Here is an 18106-nt window from a genome sequence, read left to right as displayed (position 1 = left end):
GTGGGAGCCGCTAGCGCGCGATGACGCGCGCGCCGCGCAGGCCCGGCACGCCGTCGACCACGTCCGTCCACACCACGTGCGCGATGCCGCCGGCCACCGCCAGCTGCGGGAAGCCGGTGCCACGGCCGCGGCCGGCGAGCGTGGCCACCTGCAGGCGCTGGTGCTCGGTGGCGAGGTCGGGCGAACGCCGCGACAGCCAGAGCGTCTGTCCATCCTGTTCCTCGCGCAGCCACAGCAGCCAGGCCTGGCCGTCGGCCAGCGCCACGGTCACGCGGCCCTGCACGGCGTCACCGGCGTCGATCGACACCGGGGCCGCAAAGCTGTCGCCGGCGTCCGCGCTGTATGCGGCACGCACTTCGGGTTCGCCGCCGGCGGCGGTGTACCAGGCGACCACGGCGGCCTCGCCTTCGGCGGCGACCGCGGGTCCGTTGACCGGGCAGGCGGTCATCAGCCAGCCATCGGCATGCACCGGCCGCGGCGTGGTCCAGGCCTCGCCATCCAGGCGGGTGGCGAGGATGTCGCGCACTTCGCCTGCCGTACGCCCGCGGTAGACCAGCAGTGGACCGCGTGCGGTGACCGCGGCGCTGGTCTGGCAGCAGTCGCAGACACTGGCGTCGATCTCGACGTCGGCGCCGCGGCGCAGGGCCCCATCGAAGCGCGCCGCGCGCAGGGTCATGGTGCCTGCCGTGTCGTGTCCGGCATGTCCCGCATCGTGCTGCGCACCGCCGGTGTTGCGGCCATCGAGCCAGGCAAGGCCGAGGCCGCCCTCCAGGGCCGGCCACATCGACACGAAGCCGTGCTCGGTCTGCGTGCCGTCGTCATGCGGACTGACCGGCGCGCTCCAGCGCCGGCCACCGTCGCGCGACATCGCCAGCTTCACGTCGTAGGCATAGGGCGCGTCGCCGTTCTTCTGCAGCCAGTGCGCCCACAGCGCGCCGTCCGGCGTGGCCAGGATGTGCGGCGTGTCGGCCCAGTTCACGAACATGCTGTTGCCGACCGCGATCGTGATCGGCGCCGTCTCCCAGCGCATGCCGGCCACGTCGTAGCTGGAGAACTGCAGCACGTGGCGGCGCCCGGCCTGCGAGTTGGTCCAGGCCAGCAGCAGCTTGCGGCCATCGGCGCCGACGAGATCGGGCAGCGCGGAGCCGGGAAGCATGGCCGGCAGCGGCCAGTCCTCGACCACGCGCTCCGCCGCGGGGTCGGTGCTGGCGGTCCCGGCGGGGACGGGCGCCGGCGCCTCGCCACCGCAGCCGGTGGCAAGGCCCAGCACGGCAAGGGCGAGGATGGCGGTGCGCATGGGCGCAGCGTACCGTAGGCCCTGCCCATGTTCACCACCGTCGCCGCCTATACCGATCCGATCGAAGCCCAGCTCGCGGCCGGCCTGCTGCAGGCCGAAGGCATCCCCGCGCGCCTGGACGACACCGGTACCGCGATCGCCAACTGGGAGTGGCGGCTCGCGATCGGCGGCATGCGCCTGCGCGTGCCCGACGCACAGGCGGTGCATGCGCGCCGCGTGCTGGCGGCGCTCGAGGCGGGTGAATACGCGCTCGATGACGATGCGCTGTACGAAGAGGGATGCGATGGCGCTGGGAGCACCGCACAGGACGCCGGTGAGCTCCAGCCGCCGGATCGCGAGAGCCTCTCCAGCCGCATCGCCTGGGCGGCGTTGATGTTGCTGGGCCTGCCGCTGCCCTGGCGACGCGCGCGAAACAAGAACTCGGTCGTGCGTCGCGCCTGACCCGCGCGCGCCGCGCTGTCAACGGGTACCGCGCATCGCGGCGCGGGGCGACAATCGACGGTCCCGCGGCTTGCGCCGCACGATGCAAGACCACTGATGCCTGACGCCACGCCCGCGCTCGCGCGCAAGATCGCCCAGACCATCGCCGACGAGATCGGCGCACGACGCAGCCAGGTGGAGTCCGCCGTCGGCCTGCTCGACGAAGGCGCGACCGTGCCCTTCATCGCGCGCTACCGCAAGGAAGTCACCGAGGGCCTGGACGACACCCAGCTGCGCAACCTCGAAGTGCGCCTGGCCTACCTGCGCGAACTCGAGGACCGGCGCGCCGCGATCCTCGCCAGCATCGAAGAGCAGGGCAAGCTGACCGATGAACTGCGCGGCGACATCGAAGCCGCCGACAGCAAGGCGCGGCTGGAAGACCTCTATCTGCCCTACAAGACCAAGCGCCGCACCCGCGCGCAGATCGCTCGTGAGGCCGGGCTGGAGCCGCTGGCCGACGCCCTGCTGGCCGATCCTTCGCACGTGCCCGAAGAATTCGCCGCGCAGTTCGTCGATGCCGACAAAGGCGTGGCCGACGCCAAGGCCGCGCTGGAAGGCGCACGCGCGATCCTGCTCGAGCGCTGGGGCGAGGACGCTGCGTTGGTCGGCGAGCTGCGCGACTGGCTGTCCGCGCAGGGCGTGATCCGCTCGAAGGTCGCCGAAGGCAAGGAAGCGGCCGGCGAGAAGTTCCGCGATTACTTCGACCACGCCGAACCGCTGGCGAAGATCCCTTCGCACCGCCTGCTGGCGCTGTTCCGTGGCCGCCGCGAAGAGTTCCTGCAGCTCGAGCTCGATCCGGGCAGCGACGCCGAGGCCGGCAACGCCTACGCCGAGGGCCGCATTGCGCTGCACGTCGGCATCCGCGCCGCCGGCCGCCCCGCCGACGCCTGGCTGCTCAACGCCTGCCGCCTGGCCTGGCGCGCCAAGCTGCAGCTGCACCTGATGCTGGATCTCTTCGCGCAGGCGCGCGAGAAGGCCGAGGCCGAGGCGATCACCGTGTTCGGCGACAACCTCGTGGACCTGATGCTGGCCGCGCCCGCGGGTCCCAAGGCCGTGCTCGGCCTCGATCCCGGCCTGCGCACCGGCGTGAAGGTCGCCGTGGTCGACGCCACCGGCAAGCTGGTCGCCACCGACACGATCTTCCCGCACGAGCCGCGCCGGCAGTGGGACCAGTCGCTGGCCGCGCTGAAGAAGCTGTGCACCGCGCATGGCGTGCAGCTGATCGCGATCGGCAACGGCACCGCGTCACGCGAGACCGATCGCCTGGCCGGCGACCTGCTCAAGCTCGTGCCGGAACTTCCGATGCAGAAGATCGTGGTCAGCGAGGCCGGCGCGTCGGTGTACTCGGCCTCCGAGCTTGCGGCGAAGGAGTTCCCCGGACTCGACGTGTCGCTGCGCGGCGCGGTGTCGATCGCGCGCCGGCTGCAGGATCCGCTGGCGGAGCTTGTGAAGATCGAGCCCAAGGCGATCGGCGTCGGCCAGTACCAGCACGACGTCGACCAGTACCGTCTCGCGCGCGCGCTCGATGCGCGCGTCGAGGACTGCGTGAACGCCGTCGGCGTGCACGTGAATACCGCATCGAGTGCACTGCTGGCGCGCGTGTCCGGGCTGTCGTCGACGGTGGCCGAGAACATCGTGATGCACCGCGACGCCAACGGCCCGTTCAAGCGCCGCAAGGATCTGCTCAAGGTGCCGCGCCTGGGCGAGAAGACCTTCGAACAGTGCGCCGGCTTCCTGCGCATCGCCGATGGCGACCAGCCGCTGGACGCGTCCGCCGTGCATCCCGAGGCCTATCCGGTGGTTGAACGCATCGTCGCCGCCACCGGCAGGCCGATCCAGGCGCTGGTCGGCGACGGCGGCTTCGTGCGCACGCTCAAGGCCCGCGACTACGTCGACGAACGCTTCGGCGAGCCCACCGTGCGCGACATCCTGGCCGAGCTCGAGAAGCCCGGTCGCGACCCGCGCCCCGAGTTCAAGGCCGCGAAGTTCGCCGACGGCGTCGAGGACATCAAGGACCTGCGCGAAGGCATGGTCCTGGAGGGGGTGGTCAGCAACGTCGCCGCCTTCGGCGCCTTCGTCGACATCGGCGTGCACCAGGACGGCCTGGTCCACATCTCCGCGCTGTCGGATCGCTACGTCAAGGATCCGCGCGAGGTGGTGAAGGCCGGCGACATCGTCAAGGTGAAGGTGATGGAGGTCGATGTCGCGCGCAAGCGCATCGCGCTGACCTGCCGCCTGGACGACACGCCCGCGCCGCGCGAGGAACGCGAGCAGGCGCGCCGCGATGCCGGCCCCCGTGACGCGCGCGGCCCGCGGCGCGACCGTCCCGGTGGCGGCAACGCTCCGCAGGGTGGCCGCCCAGGCGGTGGTGCGCCGAAGCCATCGGCCGCGCCCGCCAACAACGCCCTTGCCGAGGCCTTCGCCCGCGCCAAGCGCAGCTAGTCGGCCCACTCCGGGTCGGCGGTGAATTCGAACGGTGGTCGAGGAAACCATGGCGCTGCACGATGCCCATGCGCCGGTTGGCCCGCAGCTCGAAGCGCCACATCGCGATGCACACGACCAGCGTGATCGCCGCATACACGAGCGCCTGGCCGAAATGCAGATCGCGCCCTCCGGTCATGAAGGAATCGATGGCGTTGATCAGCGCGTAGATCGCCGCGCCGGTCAGCAACAGGCCTTCGGCCCCGAGCACGATCGGCTCCAGGTGCCAGAAGCCCATGGTGAAGCGCTCGGCCAGCCGCCTGCTGCGCAGGTCCCCGGCGGCGGAGCTGGCGATCAGGTTCGCCACCAGCAGGGCCGAAGCCGATGCCCACCGCGGCCCAGAGCACGATCAGGGTGACCGAGATGCGCAGAACGCCCTGCTCGGTATCGGCGCGCAGGTTCCAGCGGGATCCAGGCGCGGTGGCCATCATGTCCCTCCCCTTCGACATTCCCTTTCACAGGTCCGATGCTGCCAGGCGTCTGCCAGCCCCATCGCCGGCACGCGCTGTTCAGCCCGGCAGGGCGTTCGCCCGGATGCCGCGTGGGACAATACCCGGATCCATGAACCAGCCGCATTCCATCCACGACAACGACCCGCGTCCGGCCCCGCCCGAGCCGCCCCTGCCCAGCGACTGCTGCGACAGCGGCTGCGATCCCTGCGTGAACGACAGCTACAGCGACGAACTGCAGCTTTATCGCGAGCGGCTGGCCAAGTGGCTTGAACGGCACCCGGACCAGGCCTGAAGCCCGACCCGGATGAGCTCGCTGGGTCCCTTCCCGATGCGCACGGTCATCGTCGCGCTGGCGGCACTGCTGGCATGGCTGGCCGTTCGCGCGTGGGCCAGGCGCCTGCCGGATTCGCCACATGGCCCCGACCTGCCACACAAGGTGGCGGGCGCCTGGTTCATCGATGCGCTGTTCATCGGCCTGCTGGCGGCGCGCATCGGCTACGTGCTGCGCTGGTGGCCGGACTACGCCGCAGCGCCGAAATCGATCATCGCCATCGGCGACGGCGGCTTCCTGTGGTGGACCGGGCTGCCGGCCGCGATCGCCTTCGCATGGTGGCGCAGCGCCGGCGCGAAGCCCCTGCGGCCGCCGCTTCTGGCCGGCATCGCCGCGGGCATGTTGGCCTGGCTGGCCTTCAGCGGCACGCTGGCGCTGCTTCGGAACTCGGCGCCGTCCCTGCCGGTCTTCGAACTGGCCATGCTGGACGGCACGCCCACGACGCTGGGCGTCCACTCCGGGCAACCGGTGGTGCTCAACATGTGGGCCACCTGGTGCCCGCCCTGCCGGCGCGAGATGCCGGTGCTGGCGGAGGCGCAAGCGAAGTATCCAAGTGTGGCCTTCGTGCTGGTGAACCAGGGCGAGGACCGCGGCACCATCGGCGAATTCCTCGACGGGCAGGGGCTGGCGTTCGAACACATGCTGCTCGACCCGCACTCGCGCACGATGCTCGAGACCGGCACCCGCGGCCTGCCCACCACCCTGTTCTTCGATGCCCAAGGGCGGCTGGTGGACACGCACATGGGCGAACTCACCCGCGCCAGCCTGGCCGACACCCTGCGCCGGCGCTTCGACGCGTCCCCAGCACCGCCGCCGGAGGACGCCGCGGGGCACTAGCGCGGGACCTTCGTCGGGGTTGATGCGGGTCAAGGCACCGCGGCGAGCGCCTGCGGATACTCCGTCCACGATCCGGTGCCGACCGGTCCACCTGCCCGGCGCCCGCATTGCCAGGAGGTCGACGACATGCACGCAATCGAGGGCCGGCTCGCCCGGCGATCCGCGACACTTCCCGCCGGACGCATCGCGCTTGCACTCACCCTGGCACTCGCCGCCGCCGGCGCGCAGGCCAACGACGCCTGGCAGACCAGCGGCGACATCCGCTTCGGCTACGTCGCCTCCGAAACCCGCGCCCGCGACGGCGCCACCACCGACGCCGACAGCGTCCGCGCCCGCGTGCGCTTCCGCGTGCGCGGCGAACTCGGCGGCGGCTGGCACGCCAGCGGTCGCGTGGCCGCGCGCCTGGACACGGAACAGGGCAACGACGAATTCTGGCTGCGAACCTACGCGCCCGGGCCCGCCGGACTCGAGGACGGCCAGGCGACCATCGACGAGGCCTACCTGGAGTACCGCCCGGCGGAGTCGCCCTGGAGCCTGCGCCTGGGCCGCTTCCAGGCCGCGTTCGGTATCGACGACATCATGAAGAAGTCGCTCGACCAGAACGACAGCACCAACTTCGACATCACCTGGACCGACGGCATCTGGTGGCAGTGGCGTGGCACCGACTGGACCACGCATGTGATCGCGCGCCACAACGATCGTCGCGGTCCCACCGGCACGCTGCGCCGCCCGCTGGACTTCGCCGAGGGCGGCTCGCGCGCCGGCCTGTTCGTCGCGGCGGAATCGAAGACCGCCATCGGCCCCGTAGTGCAGCGCATGGTCACGATGACCTGGCTGCCGTCGGCGCTGCGCTCGAACGGCCTCGCCGATCCGGCGCTGGAGGACCATCTCGCGGTCACCGCCAAGGCCGCCGCCGAATGGCCGCTGGGCCAGGGCGGTACCAAGTTACGGCTTGGCGGCGAGATCGGCTGGGCGCCCGACACCCCGCGCCGCGAGGCGATGAACACCGGCACCGGCGACGCCGACGCGCTGTCCTGGCAGGCCTCCTTCAGCTTCATCGACGTGCTGCCCGACCACGACATCGGGATCGTCTATGGCCGTGTTGCCGACGGCTGGCTGCTGTCGAGCGACTTCCGGCCCAATGACGAGCTGCTCGAGGCGCGATGGGTGTGGCAGGCCACGCAGGCCTGGCAGATCGACGCACGCATCCGCCGCCGTGAGGAAATCGACCTGCCCGCCAGCGCCGCCGGCCCACGCCGGGATGACGACCTGTACGTCCGCGCGACGTGGAAGTTCTGAGCGGACCGCGGTCAGGCTGCGCTTGCGCGCCGCACCCGCTCCAGGTGCACCAGCAGCAGCGAAATCGCCGCCGGGGTCATCCCCGGGATGCGCTGCGCCTGGCCGATGGTCTCCGGCCGCACCTGCTCGAGCTTCTGCCGCAGTTCGGCCGAGAGGCCGCGCACGACTGCGTAGTCGAAACCCTCGCCGATAGCCGCATCCTCGCTGCTCCGCTGGCGCGCGATCTCTTCGCGCTGGCGCTCCAGGTAGCCGGAATACTTCGCTTCGATCTCGACCTGCTCGGCCACCGCGGGATCGTCCACCGCCGGGCCGAACGACGCCACGGCCGCAAGCTTCGCGTAATCCAGCTCCGGGCGGCGCAGCAGGTCCAGGCCGCTGCATTCGCGATTGATGTCGATACCCAGCGCCGCCGACGCGTCGCGGCCGATAGCGTTGTTCGGTGACGCCCACAGCGCGCCGAGACGTCCGGCTTCCGCGGCCACGGCGTCACGCTTGCGCGCGAAGGCGTGCCAGCGCGCGTCATCGACGATGCCGAGATCACGACCCACCGGCGTCAGCCGCAGGTCGGCGTTGTCCTCGCGCAGCTGCAGGCGGTACTCGGCGCGCGAAGTGAACATGCGGTAGGGCTCGACGGTGCCCTGGGTGACGAGATCGTCGACCAGCACGCCGATATAGGCCTGGTCGCGGCGCGGCGCCCAGCCTTCGTGCCCGCGCACCAGGCGCGCCGCGTTGGCGCCCGCGAGCAGGCCCTGCGCCGCGGCCTCTTCATAGCCGGTGGTGCCGTTGATCTGGCCGGCGAAGAACAGCCCCGCCACGGCCTTGGTTTCCAGCGTGGCCTTCAGGCCGCGCGGGTCGAAGAAGTCGTATTCGATGGCATAGCCCGGGCGGGTGATGTGCGCGCGCTCGAAGCCCTGCACCGACCGCACCAGTTCCAGCTGCACGTCGAAGGGCAACGAGGTGGAGATGCCGTTGGGGTAGATTTCGGCCACGCCGAGGCCTTCGGGCTCCACGAACACCTGGTGGCTGGCCTTCTCGGCGAAACGCACCACCTTGTCTTCGATGGACGGGCAGTAGCGCGGGCCGGTGCCTTCGATCTGCCCGGAGTACAGCGGCGAGCGGTGCAGCGCGCCGCGGATGATGTCGTGCGTGCGCTGCGTGGTCTGGGTGATCCAGCACGACACCTGCCGTGGATGATCGGCGTGCGAGCCCATGAACGAGAACACCGGGCGCGGGTCGTCGCCGGGCTGCTCGACCATCACCGAGTAGTCGAGGCTGCGGCCATCGATGCGCGGCGGCGTGCCGGTCTTCAGGCGATCGACCACGAACGGTCCGTCACGCAGGCGCTCGGCCAGGCGCACCGACGGCGGGTCGCCCATGCGGCCGCCCGCCGACTGCGTTTCACCGACGTGGATGCGGCCAGCCAGGAACGTGCCCGCGGTCAGCACCACCGTCGGGGCGTCGAAGCGCAATCCGGTATTGGTGACCGCGCCCCGCACGACACCGCCCTCGATCACCAGGTCGTCGACCGCGGCCTGGAAGACGGTGAGGTTCGGCTGTGCCTCGACGGCACTGCGGACGAACGCGCGGTACAGCGCGCGGTCGGCTTGGCAACGCGTCGCTCGCACGGCAGGACCCTTCGACGCGTTGAGCCTGCGCCACTGGATGCCGGCCGCATCCGCGGCGCGCGCCATGACACCGCCCAGCGCATCGATCTCGCGCACGAGGTGGCCTTTGCCGATGCCGCCGATCGCGGGATTGCAGCTCATCGCCCCGATGGTTTCGATGTTGTGCGTGAGCAGCAGCGTGCGCGCACCGGCGCGCGCAGACGCGAGCGCCGCCTCGGTGCCGGCGTGGCCGCCGCCGATCACGATGACGTCGTGGCGATGGAAGTCGTGATGCATGTCGCGATTATCGCGCCTGGACGCGTGTCTGCGGTGAGCGGAGGGAAGTTGGCACGCAACCTGCATCCGATACATGCGCACCCGGGATGGCAATCGCCTAGGGGGGCGTGGCCGGAGATTGGAACAGGGCTGGCCAAGCGCATCCCGGGGAAGCGAAGGGGCCGAACGTCGGGGGACGTTCGGCCCCGTTTTTTTTTCGCGGGCTGCATGGGCCCTGCGCTGCGGGATATGGCGCCGACCCCCGGCGGGAGCGGAACAGGGGGGATCCGGGCTCCCCCGCCGGGTGTCGACATTGGTCACTCCGGTTTACGTCGTAAAGCGACGCAACCGGTCAGTCGACCCAAGCTTGCGACGACAGCGCCCCGGACGCAAGCACCAGCGCGTCCATAACGAGACGGCGTTCCCCGAACTACTCCTCCCGGGTCCGCGCCCGGGAGGCAGGCGCGGGCCGGCTGGCCCTGGGCGCCGGAGCGGCACGTGGGGCCGTCGCAGCCCGTGGCGCTGGAGCAGTACGCGGGGGCGGGGCAGCCCGCGGAGCAGGCGCGTGACGCTGCCCCGGTCCCGCCGTGCGCGACTGCGACACCGGCATCGCACGCGACGGCGCCGGCCGCGACGGGGCGACCCGTGAGGGCGCCTGCGGGCGCACTGCAGGCCTGGGGCCGATCGCTCGCGGCGCGTTTCCGCCGGGCGCCGACACGCCGGCGCTTCCACCACCTGCGCGCGGCGGACTGCTGCGCATCCTGTTGTCAGGCGGGGCCGACCGTGGCGCGGGTCGGGCCGGCGTGCTGCGGCTGCGCGGGTCAGGCGCGGGCGCCCGCGTCGGCGCCGGCTGGCGCATCCGCGGCCTGGGGCCGCTGTTGCCGCCGGCCTCGGGCCTTGGCGACAGCACACGCGTGCGGTTGTCTGGGGCGGTGCCGCGGGTCCTGAGCCGCTCCTCCATCTGGTCGCGATCCCAGCGGGTCCGCTGGACGCGATCCGGATCCGTCGGCCGGCCATCGTTCGGCGGGCGGTGCGGACGGTGCGGACGGTGATAGGGCGGGCGATAGACGTAGCCCGGCCGGCCATACCATCCGCCATACCACGGATAGCCGTAGTACCCGGACAGGCCGCCGTAGTACCCCAGCCCCCGGTAAAAACCGAGCCCGCCGTATCCGTAACCGCCATAGCCATGGTCGGCATAGCCGTAGGGCGAATAGTAGTCGCCATAGGCCCCGTAGGAGGACCCGCTGCCGTAGTAGTAGTCGCCGTAGCCCTGGCGATCATGGCTGCTGTAACCGTAGCCCGTCGCGCAGCCTCCCAGGAAAAGGGAAGCGGCGAGGATGATCAAGATCTTGCGCATAGCGCGTCCCCCTGTTTGGGTTGCAGTCACAGGGTCCTTCACGGCCATTGAATTGGGGCTTAACCCTTTCGATGCACCCGTATCGCTGCTGAACCCTGCCCACAAGTCCGTTAGTCTGGGGCCATGTCCTGCGCCGTGGCCAATTTCGACGACATCCTCGGAGCCGCGGCCCGCATCGCCCCGCATGCGCGCACCACGCCGGTGCTGCGCTCGTCCGGGCTGGATGCCATCGCGGGCTGCAGCCTGGCGTTCAAGGCCGAGCACCTGCAGCGCGCCGGCGCATTCAAGTTCCGCGGCGCCTGCAACGCGGTCTGGCGACTGCCTGGGGCCGACGCCGCGCGCGGCGTGGTCACGCACTCCTCCGGCAACCACGGCGCGGCGCTGGCGCTGGCAGCGACCACGCGCGGGATTCCCTGCCATGTGGTGGTCCCGGCCGATGCCGTGCGTGCCAAGCTCGCTGCGATCGCCGGCTATGGCGCCGTCATGCACTGTTGCGCGCCCGGAATCAAGGCGCGCGAGACCGTCTGCTCACAGGTACTCGCGGCCACCGGGGCAACCCTCGTACACCCATATGCCGATGCCGCGGTGATCGCGGGCCAGGGCACCGCGGCGCTCGAACTGCTGGCTGCGGCGGGTCCCCTCGATGCGCTGGTGGTGCCGGTGGGCGGCGGCGGCCTGGCCGCGGGCACGGCACTGGCGCTGGCCGCCTGCGCGCCGGAATGCCGCCTGTACCTGGCCGAGCCCACGGGTGCAGCCGAGACCCGGGATTCGCTGGCGCGCGGCGAACGGGTCACGGAGTTCACCCCCGACACGCTCTGCGACGGCCTGCGCGGCACGCTGGGCCAGCCCGGCTTCGACATCCTGCGCGCCCACGGCGCCGAGGTGCTGGTGGTCGACGATGCCGACACCGTGGCCGCGATGCGCCTGCTCTGGCAGCGGATGAAGCAGGTGGTCGAACCGTCTTCGGCGATCGCCCTGGCCGCCGTGCTCGGCAACCGCGATCGTTTTGCCGGACAGCGCGTGGGCCTGGTGCTGTCGGGTGGCAACGTCGACCTCGACGCGCTGCCGTGGGCCGCATGAGGCGCCGGCGGCGCCACTCCGGTGCCCGTCCGCGCCGGCGACTGCGCTGGCTGCTGTGGCTGGTGCTGCTGGTCACGGCATGGCTGGCCGGCGTAGCGGCGTGGATCGTGCACGTCGGCAACCGTGACGAGGCCGGCCCCGCCGACGCGATCGTGGTGCTGGGCGCGGCCGCCTACGACACCCGCCCCTCGCCGGTGTTCACCGAGCGCATCCGCCACGGCATCGACCTTTACGAGGCCGGCCACGCCCCGACCCTGGTGTTCACCGGCGGCTACGGCGACGGCGCGCGCTTCGCGGAGTCGCAGGTGGCACGCAGCTTCGCGCTGCGCGAAGGCGTCCCCACCGAGGCGATCCTGATCGAGACCCTGTCGCGCACCACCCACCAGAACCTGCTGCGTGCCCGCGACCTGCTGTCCGACCACAACCTGCAGCGGGTGATCGTGGTCAGCGATCCGCTGCACATGGCGCGGGCGCTGCGCCTGTGCCGCCATCTGGGCATCGACGCCATCGGCTCACCGACGCCGAGTTCGCGCTTCCGCAGCTTCCGCACACAGTGGCGCTTCCTGGCGCGCGAGGTCTACTTCTTCCACCGCGACCTGGTGGTCACGCCCGAATAGTGCGCGCTCAGCCGCCGCTACCGACCAGGGTCAGGCCTTCGCGCAACAACCAGCGCGTGGCCGCGGCCCGATCGGATTGCGGCAGGGCGTCGAGCACGCCGACCAGCCAGCGAAAGGAGCGGCAACGCGCCTCGCGGCTGGCGTCATCGCTGCCTTCGGATGCCAGGCCAAGCATGAAGCCCTCATGCAGGAAGGTGGCGCTCACCGCCGCCGACTTCAACACCTGGCGCGCGTGCACCGGATCGTAGTGCTGCGGCTGGCCCTGCAGGCCGGCGACGGCGATGTCGGTGAAGGCCAGGGCGAAGCGTTCGCGGCTGGCATCGCCAAGCCGATCGACCGTGCGCTGGAAGGCGGAGACATCGCGCGCGGCATCGGGTTCGAACAGCGTGCACAGGGCCGCGGACTCCGTGTCCGAGCGTGAGCTGGCGTGCACGGCTTTGAACAGGCGGTCGATGGCCTGGTCCGGAGCGCGCAGCAGGACTTCATCGCCCAGCGAGAGCACCGCGGCAGGATCGAGCTGCGACAGGTCGATCGCATGGCGCTGCGCCGATGCGGGCTGGGCCAGGACGCAGGCAAACAGGAGCGCGAAGGCGCTGGACAGTGCAGGCATGTTGGGCTTCGACATGCGGCGAGTGTAGGCAGCGATGGGCGCGGCATGATGAACCGCGCCCCTGTTGCGCGGCGGCCGAAGGTCGATGGCGCGCCCTCACGCGGCATCCCGTCGCGGGCCTCCCGCCCCGGCACCCGCGCCGGCGCGCTTCAGCTCCTGCGCCGCCGTACCGGAATGCCCGCGGCCGGGAAGCGCGCCACGTCTTCGCCGCCCTCGCGGATCGGCTGGCCGTGCGCCGGGGCCCAGGCCATGGCGGTGATGGTTTCCCAGGTCGCGGGCAGCAGGCCGTCGTCGCCGCGCCACGGCTCGTACGCGGCCTGCGCGGCGGCGAAGCGGCCGCGCCCGGTGAGCGCGCGACGGCGCGCGGACAACGCGTTGGTGGCACCGAGCTGGCGCAGGCCGCGCATCAGCCCGGCCATGTCGGCGTGGCCATGGACGTCAACCTCGCGGTCGAGCACCGGATCGCGGAAGCCGGCACGCATCAGCGCATCACCGAACTCGGCGATGCCGCCGAAGGGCGAGACATGCGCCCGGTCGTCCGCGGCGGAAAAGGCGGCGCGCAGCTCATGCAGCGTGTCGGGACCGAAGGTCGAACACAGCAGCAGGCCGCCGGGCCGCAGCACGCGGCGGAAGCCGGCGAACAACGCGTCGAGATCGTCGACCCACTGCAGGCACAGGTTGCTGAAAATGAGATCGACGCTGTCGTCAGACAGCGGCAGCGCGCGCGCGTCGGCGCAGACGCGGTCGATCGGGCGCTGCAGCGGGTTCCAGCCGCGCTTTGGCGCGACCTGGCGCAGCATCGGCAGGGCGAGGTCGATCGCGACCACGCGCGCCTTCGGCCAGCGTCGACGCAGCTCGACCGCTGCGGTTCCGGGGCCGCTGCCGAGGTCGACGATGTCGGCGGGCACCTGTTCACCGAGGTATTCCAAGGATTCGAACAGGCGCGACTCGACCTCGCGCTGCAGGTCGGCAGCGGCGGAGTAGCTGCCGGCGGCGCGCGAGAAGGCGCGGCGAACCTGGCGGCGGTCGAAGATGTCGTTCATGCCGTTCCCGCCTGCGTGCCGGCCTCGTTGTCGGCCTGCGTGCCGGCATGCGTCTTCAGGAGGAAGCCGGCGACCGCGTCGGCCACCTCGTCGGCGTAGGTGAGGAACGGCGCGTGGCCACCGTGCTCGATCTGGACGAAACCGGCATCGCGCGCGCGCGCGGCGGCGGCACGCATCGCGCGCGGATCGACCACGCGGTCGCGGCGGCCGGCGATCCAGAGGCTGGGGACTTCGAGCGCCGGCAGCAGCGAGCGCTGGTCGACCGACTGCAGCATGTCCAGGCCCTGTGCCAGCGCCTCCGCCGGCGGCTCGCCGCGCGCGAACACCTCGTTGCGCAGCGCCCGGAGCTCGCCGCGGGCATCGTCGGAGCCGAAGGCCTCGAGCGCGATGAAGCGCTCCAGGGTGCCGTGATAGTCCTCGCGCAGGCCGCGGGCGAAGCCGGCGAAGATCTCGGGCGACATGCCGTAGCGCGCGTCGTCACCCATCGTCGCCGCCGTGACCGCGGCGGCTGTGGAGTCGGCGGCCATGGGAGCGGCTACAGCCGCGATGGGGACCGGGGCCGCAGCCAGAGCGGCTCCTGCAATGGAGGACTCGCGGACGAACCGCGGCGCCGAGCACATCATCACCAGCGCCGGCACCTGCGCAGGCCGCGTGGCCGCGGCGCGCAGCGCGAACATGCCGCCCAGCGACCACCCCAGCCAGGGCGCCACCGGTACCTGCGCGGCAACCGCTTCGACCACGGCGTCGGGCTCCAGCGCCACCGCGCTGTCGCGGCTGCGGCCGTGGCCCGGCAGATCGACCAGGTGCAGTTCGAAACGGTCGGCCAGCCGCTCCACCAGCGGCGCGAACACGCCGCCGTGCATCGCCCAGCCGTGCAGCAGCACCAGCGGCGCGCCGGCGCCGTGGATCTCGATGTGCAGGTCGGTGCTCACCCGGCGGCCGCTGTCTCGTGGCGCGGCCGGGAGGCCGGGGTGGCAGATGGCATGGCGGATATCCGGGAGCGATGCGGGGAACAGGGAAGTCTGGAAACCGCGCCGCGCACTGTCAACCGCGCGTAGCCGGCAGCGGTTGACGACGGCGGAATCGACCCGGTGATCGACCAGCTGCGGCACTGGACCCATCAACCGGATCATACTGGCCCTATGATCGCCCCGGCGTCCCTCGCAATCTGGCCCCAAAGCCAAGGAGTCCAGACCGTGACCGATCGCCAGACGCTGCTGCAGCGCCGCGCAGCCGCCATTCCACGCGGCGTGGCCACCGCCATGCCCAACTTCGCCGACCGCGCCGAAAACGCCGAAATCTGGGACACCGATGGCCGCCGCCTGGTCGATTTCGCCGGCGGCATCGCCGTGCTCAACGTCGGGCATCGCCATCCGAAGGTGATGGCCGCGGTGCGCGACCAGCTCGACCGCTACACCCACACCGCCTTCCAGGTGATGGCCTACGAATCCTATGTGACGCTGGCCGAGCGCCTGAACGCGCTGGCACCGATCGAGGGCCCGGCCAAGACCATCCTGTTCTCCACCGGCGCCGAAGCGGTGGAGAACGCGGTCAAGATCGCCCGCGTCGCGACCGGCCGCCGCGCGGTGATCGCCTTCTCCGGCGGCTTCCACGGCCGCAGCTTCATGGCGATGGCGATGACCGGCAAGACCGTGCCCTACAAGCGCGGCTTCGGCCCCCTGCCGGGTGACGTCCACCACGTCCCGTTCCCGGCCGCGCATCGCGCCGGCACGGTGGAGGAGAGCCTGGAGGCCCTGGAGAACCTGTTCCGCACCGACGTGTCGCCCGAAGACGTGGCGGCCATCGTCATCGAGCCGGTGCAGGGCGAGGGCGGCTTCCTGCCGGCGCCGACCGAGCTGATGCAAGCGCTGCGCCGGATCGCCGACGAACACGGCATCGTCCTGGTCGCCGACGAGGTCCAGACCGGCTTCGGCCGCACCGGGCGCATGTTCGGCATCGAACACAGCGGCGTCCGCCCCGACCTGATGGTCGTGGCCAAGTCGCTCGCCGGAGGCTTCCCGCTGTCGGGCGTGATCGGCCGCGCGGCGCTGATGGACGCGGCCGAGCCCGGCGGGCTGGGCGGCACCTATGCCGGCTCGCCGATCGCCTGCGCGGCCGCGCTCGCGGTGCTGGACGTCATCGAGGAAGAGGCGCTGCTGGAGCGCGCATGCGCCCTGGGCGCGCGCGTGGAAACGCGATTGGCGTCCTTCGCGCAGCGCACGGACCTGCGCCCGATCGGCAACGTCCGCGGCCAGGGCTCGATGCTGGCCTTCGACCTGCTCGCCCGGCGCGGCGAGTCCGCGCCCGACCCGGCGGCCACGCGCGCGGTGCTGCAGCGCGCCCACGCCCTGGGCCTGGTGCTGCTGGGCTGCGGCGGCCTGGGCGAGGCGATCCGCCTGCTCTACCCGCTCACGATCACCGACGCCGTGTTCGACGAAGGCATGGCGTTGCTGGAAGAGGCACTGAAGGCCGACTAGGGATGCGATGACCAGCGAGTCCTGCACCGCCGAGCTGCTGTCGATCACCCTGGATCCGGGCAGCCCCCTGAGCTTGCAGCAGCAGCTGCGGCAGCAGGTGATCGATGCCATCCACCGCGGCGCGCTGCGGCCCGGGCGCAGGCTGCCGTCGTCGCGCCTGCTGGCCGAGCGCATCGGCGTCTCGCGCAACACCGTCAGCCTGGCCTACGACGCGCTGGTCGCCGAAGGCCACCTGGCCGCCCGGCCGCGCAGCGGGCTGTTCGTGTCCGCCGGCACGACCGGGGCCGCGGTCGGCCGCACCGCGCGCGGCGTCGCGCCGGTGTCGCCGCTGTCGCTGCGCCTGCGCCCGGCCGCCGACGAAGCCGGCTTCCGCTGCCCGCAGCACTGGCACCGCTATCCCTTTCCCTTCATCGACGGCCGCGTGGATCCTGAGCTGGCACCGGTGGCGGAATGGAGCGAGGCGATCCGGCTGGCCGGCTCGCGCCACGAAGTCGTGCAGTGGCCGCTGGAAGCCGGCAGCCGCGACGACTCCATGCTGATCGAGGAGATGCGCGGCAAGGTGCTGCCGATGCGCGGCATCGAAGCCGGCGCCGACGAGGTGCTGGTGACGGTCTCGGGCCGCCAGGCGCTGCAGATCGCCGGCGAGATCCTGGTCCGGCGCGGCACGCCGGTGGTGCTCGAGCGGCCCTTCGACCCCGAGCTGGAACGCCGCCTGCGCCGGCGCAACGTCGAGGTCTCGATCCTCGACCCTGCCCTGCGCGGGCCGCTGCCGCAGGGCGCGGTGGTGGTCACCAGCGCGCGCCACGGCATCGCCGCCGGCTCGGACTGGCCGCAGCGGCTGCTCGCGCGCGTGGCCGCGGCCGACGGCCTGGTGATCGAGCAGGACGTGCCGGCCGGCGTCCAGGATGGCGGGCGCATCGCACCCGCATTGCGCGCGCTCGACCACGAGGGACGCGTGGTCTACGTCGGCAGCCTGGCGCCCTCGGCCTCCTGCGGCGAGCCGCCCGGCGTGCTGGTGGCACCGGCGGTCTTCATCGAACGCGCGCGCCGGCTGCGCCGCAACCAGGGCGCCGTGCCGCCGCGCGTGCTGCAGCGGGCCTGGGCCTACTTCATCGGCCTCGGACACTACTCGGCGTCGCTGGTGCGCGCCGGCCGCATCCTGGCCGAGCGCCGCACCGCGCTGCGCGACGCGCTCAACCACTACCTGCACGAACTGGTCAGCATCGACACCGATCCCGGCGCCAGCGCCTACCGCGTCAGCCTGGGCGTGGACATGGACGCGCACGAACTGGCGCGGCAGGCAGCCCTCATCGGCGTGCTGGTCGAACCCTTGCGCTATGCCGATGGCCGCGAGGCGCTGTGCATGGGCGTGACCGGCATCGCCGCCAACCGCATCCGCGAGGGCGTGCGCAACCTGGCGCGCCTGGTGCGCGGCGACCTGGCGCCGGCCTCGCGGCGCCTGCAGGACGAGAGCATCGCGCCACTCGACGGCAAGTCGCTGCGGCGGGTCATGGCCGGTGGCACGCTGCTCTACAGCACGGTCTACGGCGAACCCTGCACGCTGGAAATCCAGGCCGATGGCGCCCTGGCGGGCACCGCCGGCTACACCGACGAGGACCGCGACACCGGCCACTGGTGGGTCGAGGACGGCCGCTGGTACCGCCAGTGGCGCAGCTGGGCCTATGGCGAGGCCTCCGGATTCACCGTGGTGCTGGATGGCGACCAGGTGCGCTTCCACGGCGAGGACGGCCTGCTGGTCGATACCGCGCTGCTCACCCGCAAGGCGCGCACGCGGGCGCGCAAGTGAGCCCGCTGGCACCATCGCTTGACCCCGTCTGGATCTAAGCGCGGGCGCAATGCCG

14 protein-coding genes and 1 pseudogene are annotated in these 18106 nt (G+C 71.9%); 9 read left to right on the top strand and 6 right to left on the bottom strand.

The window, feature by feature from the left end:
* Positions 1 to 10: 10 nt before the first annotated feature.
* Positions 11 to 1297 (bottom strand): sialidase family protein, encoded by a 1287-nt coding sequence (locus ACW5F0_RS05145; protein ID WP_456965376.1) that lies wholly within the window; start codon positions 1295 to 1297, stop codon positions 11 to 13.
* Positions 1298 to 1324: 27 nt separating this feature from the next.
* Here ACW5F0_RS05145 and ACW5F0_RS05140 point away from each other — a divergent pair, with 27 nt between their 5' ends.
* Both ACW5F0_RS05140 and ACW5F0_RS05135 read left to right on the top strand, forming a co-directional pair.
* Complete coding sequence (locus ACW5F0_RS05140; RefSeq protein WP_456999208.1) at positions 1325 to 1738, top strand: putative signal transducing protein; 414 nt, start codon at positions 1325 to 1327, stop codon at positions 1736 to 1738.
* 96 nt (positions 1739 to 1834) lie between these two features.
* Positions 1835 to 4219: a Tex family protein gene (locus ACW5F0_RS05135; RefSeq protein ID WP_456965374.1), complete on the top strand. Its 2385-nt coding sequence runs from the start codon at positions 1835 to 1837 to the stop codon at positions 4217 to 4219.
* A 127-nt stretch (positions 4220 to 4346) separates the two neighbouring features.
* Here the strand turns inward: ACW5F0_RS05135 and ACW5F0_RS05130 are convergent.
* Positions 4347 to 4565 (bottom strand): annotated as a pseudogene (locus tag ACW5F0_RS05130) (cation transporter); the annotation flags it as partial.
* 254 nt (positions 4566 to 4819) lie between these two features.
* Here ACW5F0_RS05130 and ACW5F0_RS05125 point away from each other — a divergent pair.
* From ACW5F0_RS05125 to ACW5F0_RS05115, 3 genes are all read left to right on the top strand, one after another.
* The gene (locus ACW5F0_RS05125) at positions 4820 to 5002 is read left to right on the top strand and encodes an oxidoreductase-like domain-containing protein (protein ID WP_456965373.1); all 183 of its coding nucleotides are present in this window, start codon (positions 4820 to 4822) and stop codon (positions 5000 to 5002) included.
* 12 nt (positions 5003 to 5014) lie between these two features.
* Entirely contained in the window at positions 5015 to 5878 is an 864-nt protein-coding gene (locus tag ACW5F0_RS05120) for a prolipoprotein diacylglyceryl transferase family protein (protein ID WP_456999207.1), read from the top strand.
* Between the two features lie 126 nt (positions 5879 to 6004).
* Positions 6005 to 7177 carry a porin gene (locus ACW5F0_RS05115; RefSeq protein WP_456999206.1) on the top strand — a complete coding sequence of 391 codons (1173 nt, stop codon included), beginning with the start codon at positions 6005 to 6007 and terminating at the stop codon, positions 7175 to 7177.
* A gap of 11 nt (positions 7178 to 7188) precedes the next feature.
* Here the strand turns inward: ACW5F0_RS05115 and mnmG are convergent, their stop codons facing one another.
* Positions 7189 to 9078: a tRNA uridine-5-carboxymethylaminomethyl(34) synthesis enzyme MnmG gene (gene mnmG, locus ACW5F0_RS05110; RefSeq protein WP_456999205.1), complete on the bottom strand. Its 1890-nt coding sequence runs from the start codon at positions 9076 to 9078 to the stop codon at positions 7189 to 7191.
* A gap of 1462 nt (positions 9079 to 10540) precedes the next feature.
* Here mnmG and ACW5F0_RS05105 point away from each other — a divergent pair.
* Both ACW5F0_RS05105 and ACW5F0_RS05100 read left to right on the top strand, forming a co-directional pair.
* Complete coding sequence (locus tag ACW5F0_RS05105; RefSeq protein WP_456965369.1) at positions 10541 to 11497, top strand: pyridoxal-phosphate dependent enzyme; 957 nt, start codon at positions 10541 to 10543, stop codon at positions 11495 to 11497.
* A complete protein-coding gene (locus ACW5F0_RS05100) occupies positions 11494 to 12114 on the top strand; it encodes a YdcF family protein (RefSeq protein ID WP_456965368.1) in 621 nt (206 codons plus the stop codon). The genes ACW5F0_RS05105 and ACW5F0_RS05100 overlap by 4 nt, the downstream gene beginning before the upstream one ends.
* Before the next feature lie 7 nt (positions 12115 to 12121).
* On the opposite strand, the gene ACW5F0_RS05095 is transcribed toward ACW5F0_RS05100, so the two are convergent.
* From ACW5F0_RS05095 to ACW5F0_RS05085, 3 genes are all read right to left on the bottom strand, one after another.
* The gene (locus ACW5F0_RS05095) at positions 12122 to 12739 is read right to left on the bottom strand and encodes a hypothetical protein (protein ID WP_456999204.1); all 618 of its coding nucleotides are present in this window, start codon (positions 12737 to 12739) and stop codon (positions 12122 to 12124) included.
* A gap of 134 nt (positions 12740 to 12873) precedes the next feature.
* Positions 12874 to 13767, bottom strand: a complete 894-nt coding sequence (gene bioC / locus ACW5F0_RS05090; RefSeq protein WP_456999203.1) for a malonyl-ACP O-methyltransferase BioC — start codon at positions 13765 to 13767, stop codon at positions 12874 to 12876.
* On the bottom strand, positions 13764 to 14687 hold the full coding sequence (locus ACW5F0_RS05085; RefSeq protein WP_456999485.1) for an alpha/beta fold hydrolase: 924 nt from the start codon (positions 14685 to 14687) through the stop codon (positions 13764 to 13766). The genes bioC and ACW5F0_RS05085 overlap by 4 nt, the downstream gene beginning before the upstream one ends.
* Before the next feature lie 276 nt (positions 14688 to 14963).
* Here ACW5F0_RS05085 and gabT point away from each other — a divergent pair, with 276 nt between their 5' ends.
* Together gabT and ACW5F0_RS05075 are read left to right on the top strand one after the other, a co-directional pair.
* Positions 14964 to 16244 (top strand): 4-aminobutyrate--2-oxoglutarate transaminase, encoded by a 1281-nt coding sequence (gabT, locus tag ACW5F0_RS05080; protein ID WP_456999202.1) that lies wholly within the window; start codon positions 14964 to 14966, stop codon positions 16242 to 16244.
* 7 nt (positions 16245 to 16251) lie between these two features.
* Positions 16252 to 18051 (top strand): aminotransferase-like domain-containing protein, encoded by a 1800-nt coding sequence (locus tag ACW5F0_RS05075; protein WP_456999201.1) that lies wholly within the window; start codon positions 16252 to 16254, stop codon positions 18049 to 18051.
* Positions 18052 to 18106 lie beyond the last annotated feature (55 nt).

The organism is Luteimonas sp. A534, assembly GCF_054072805.1.
This window is presented reverse-complemented; position numbering and strand designations above follow the sequence as displayed.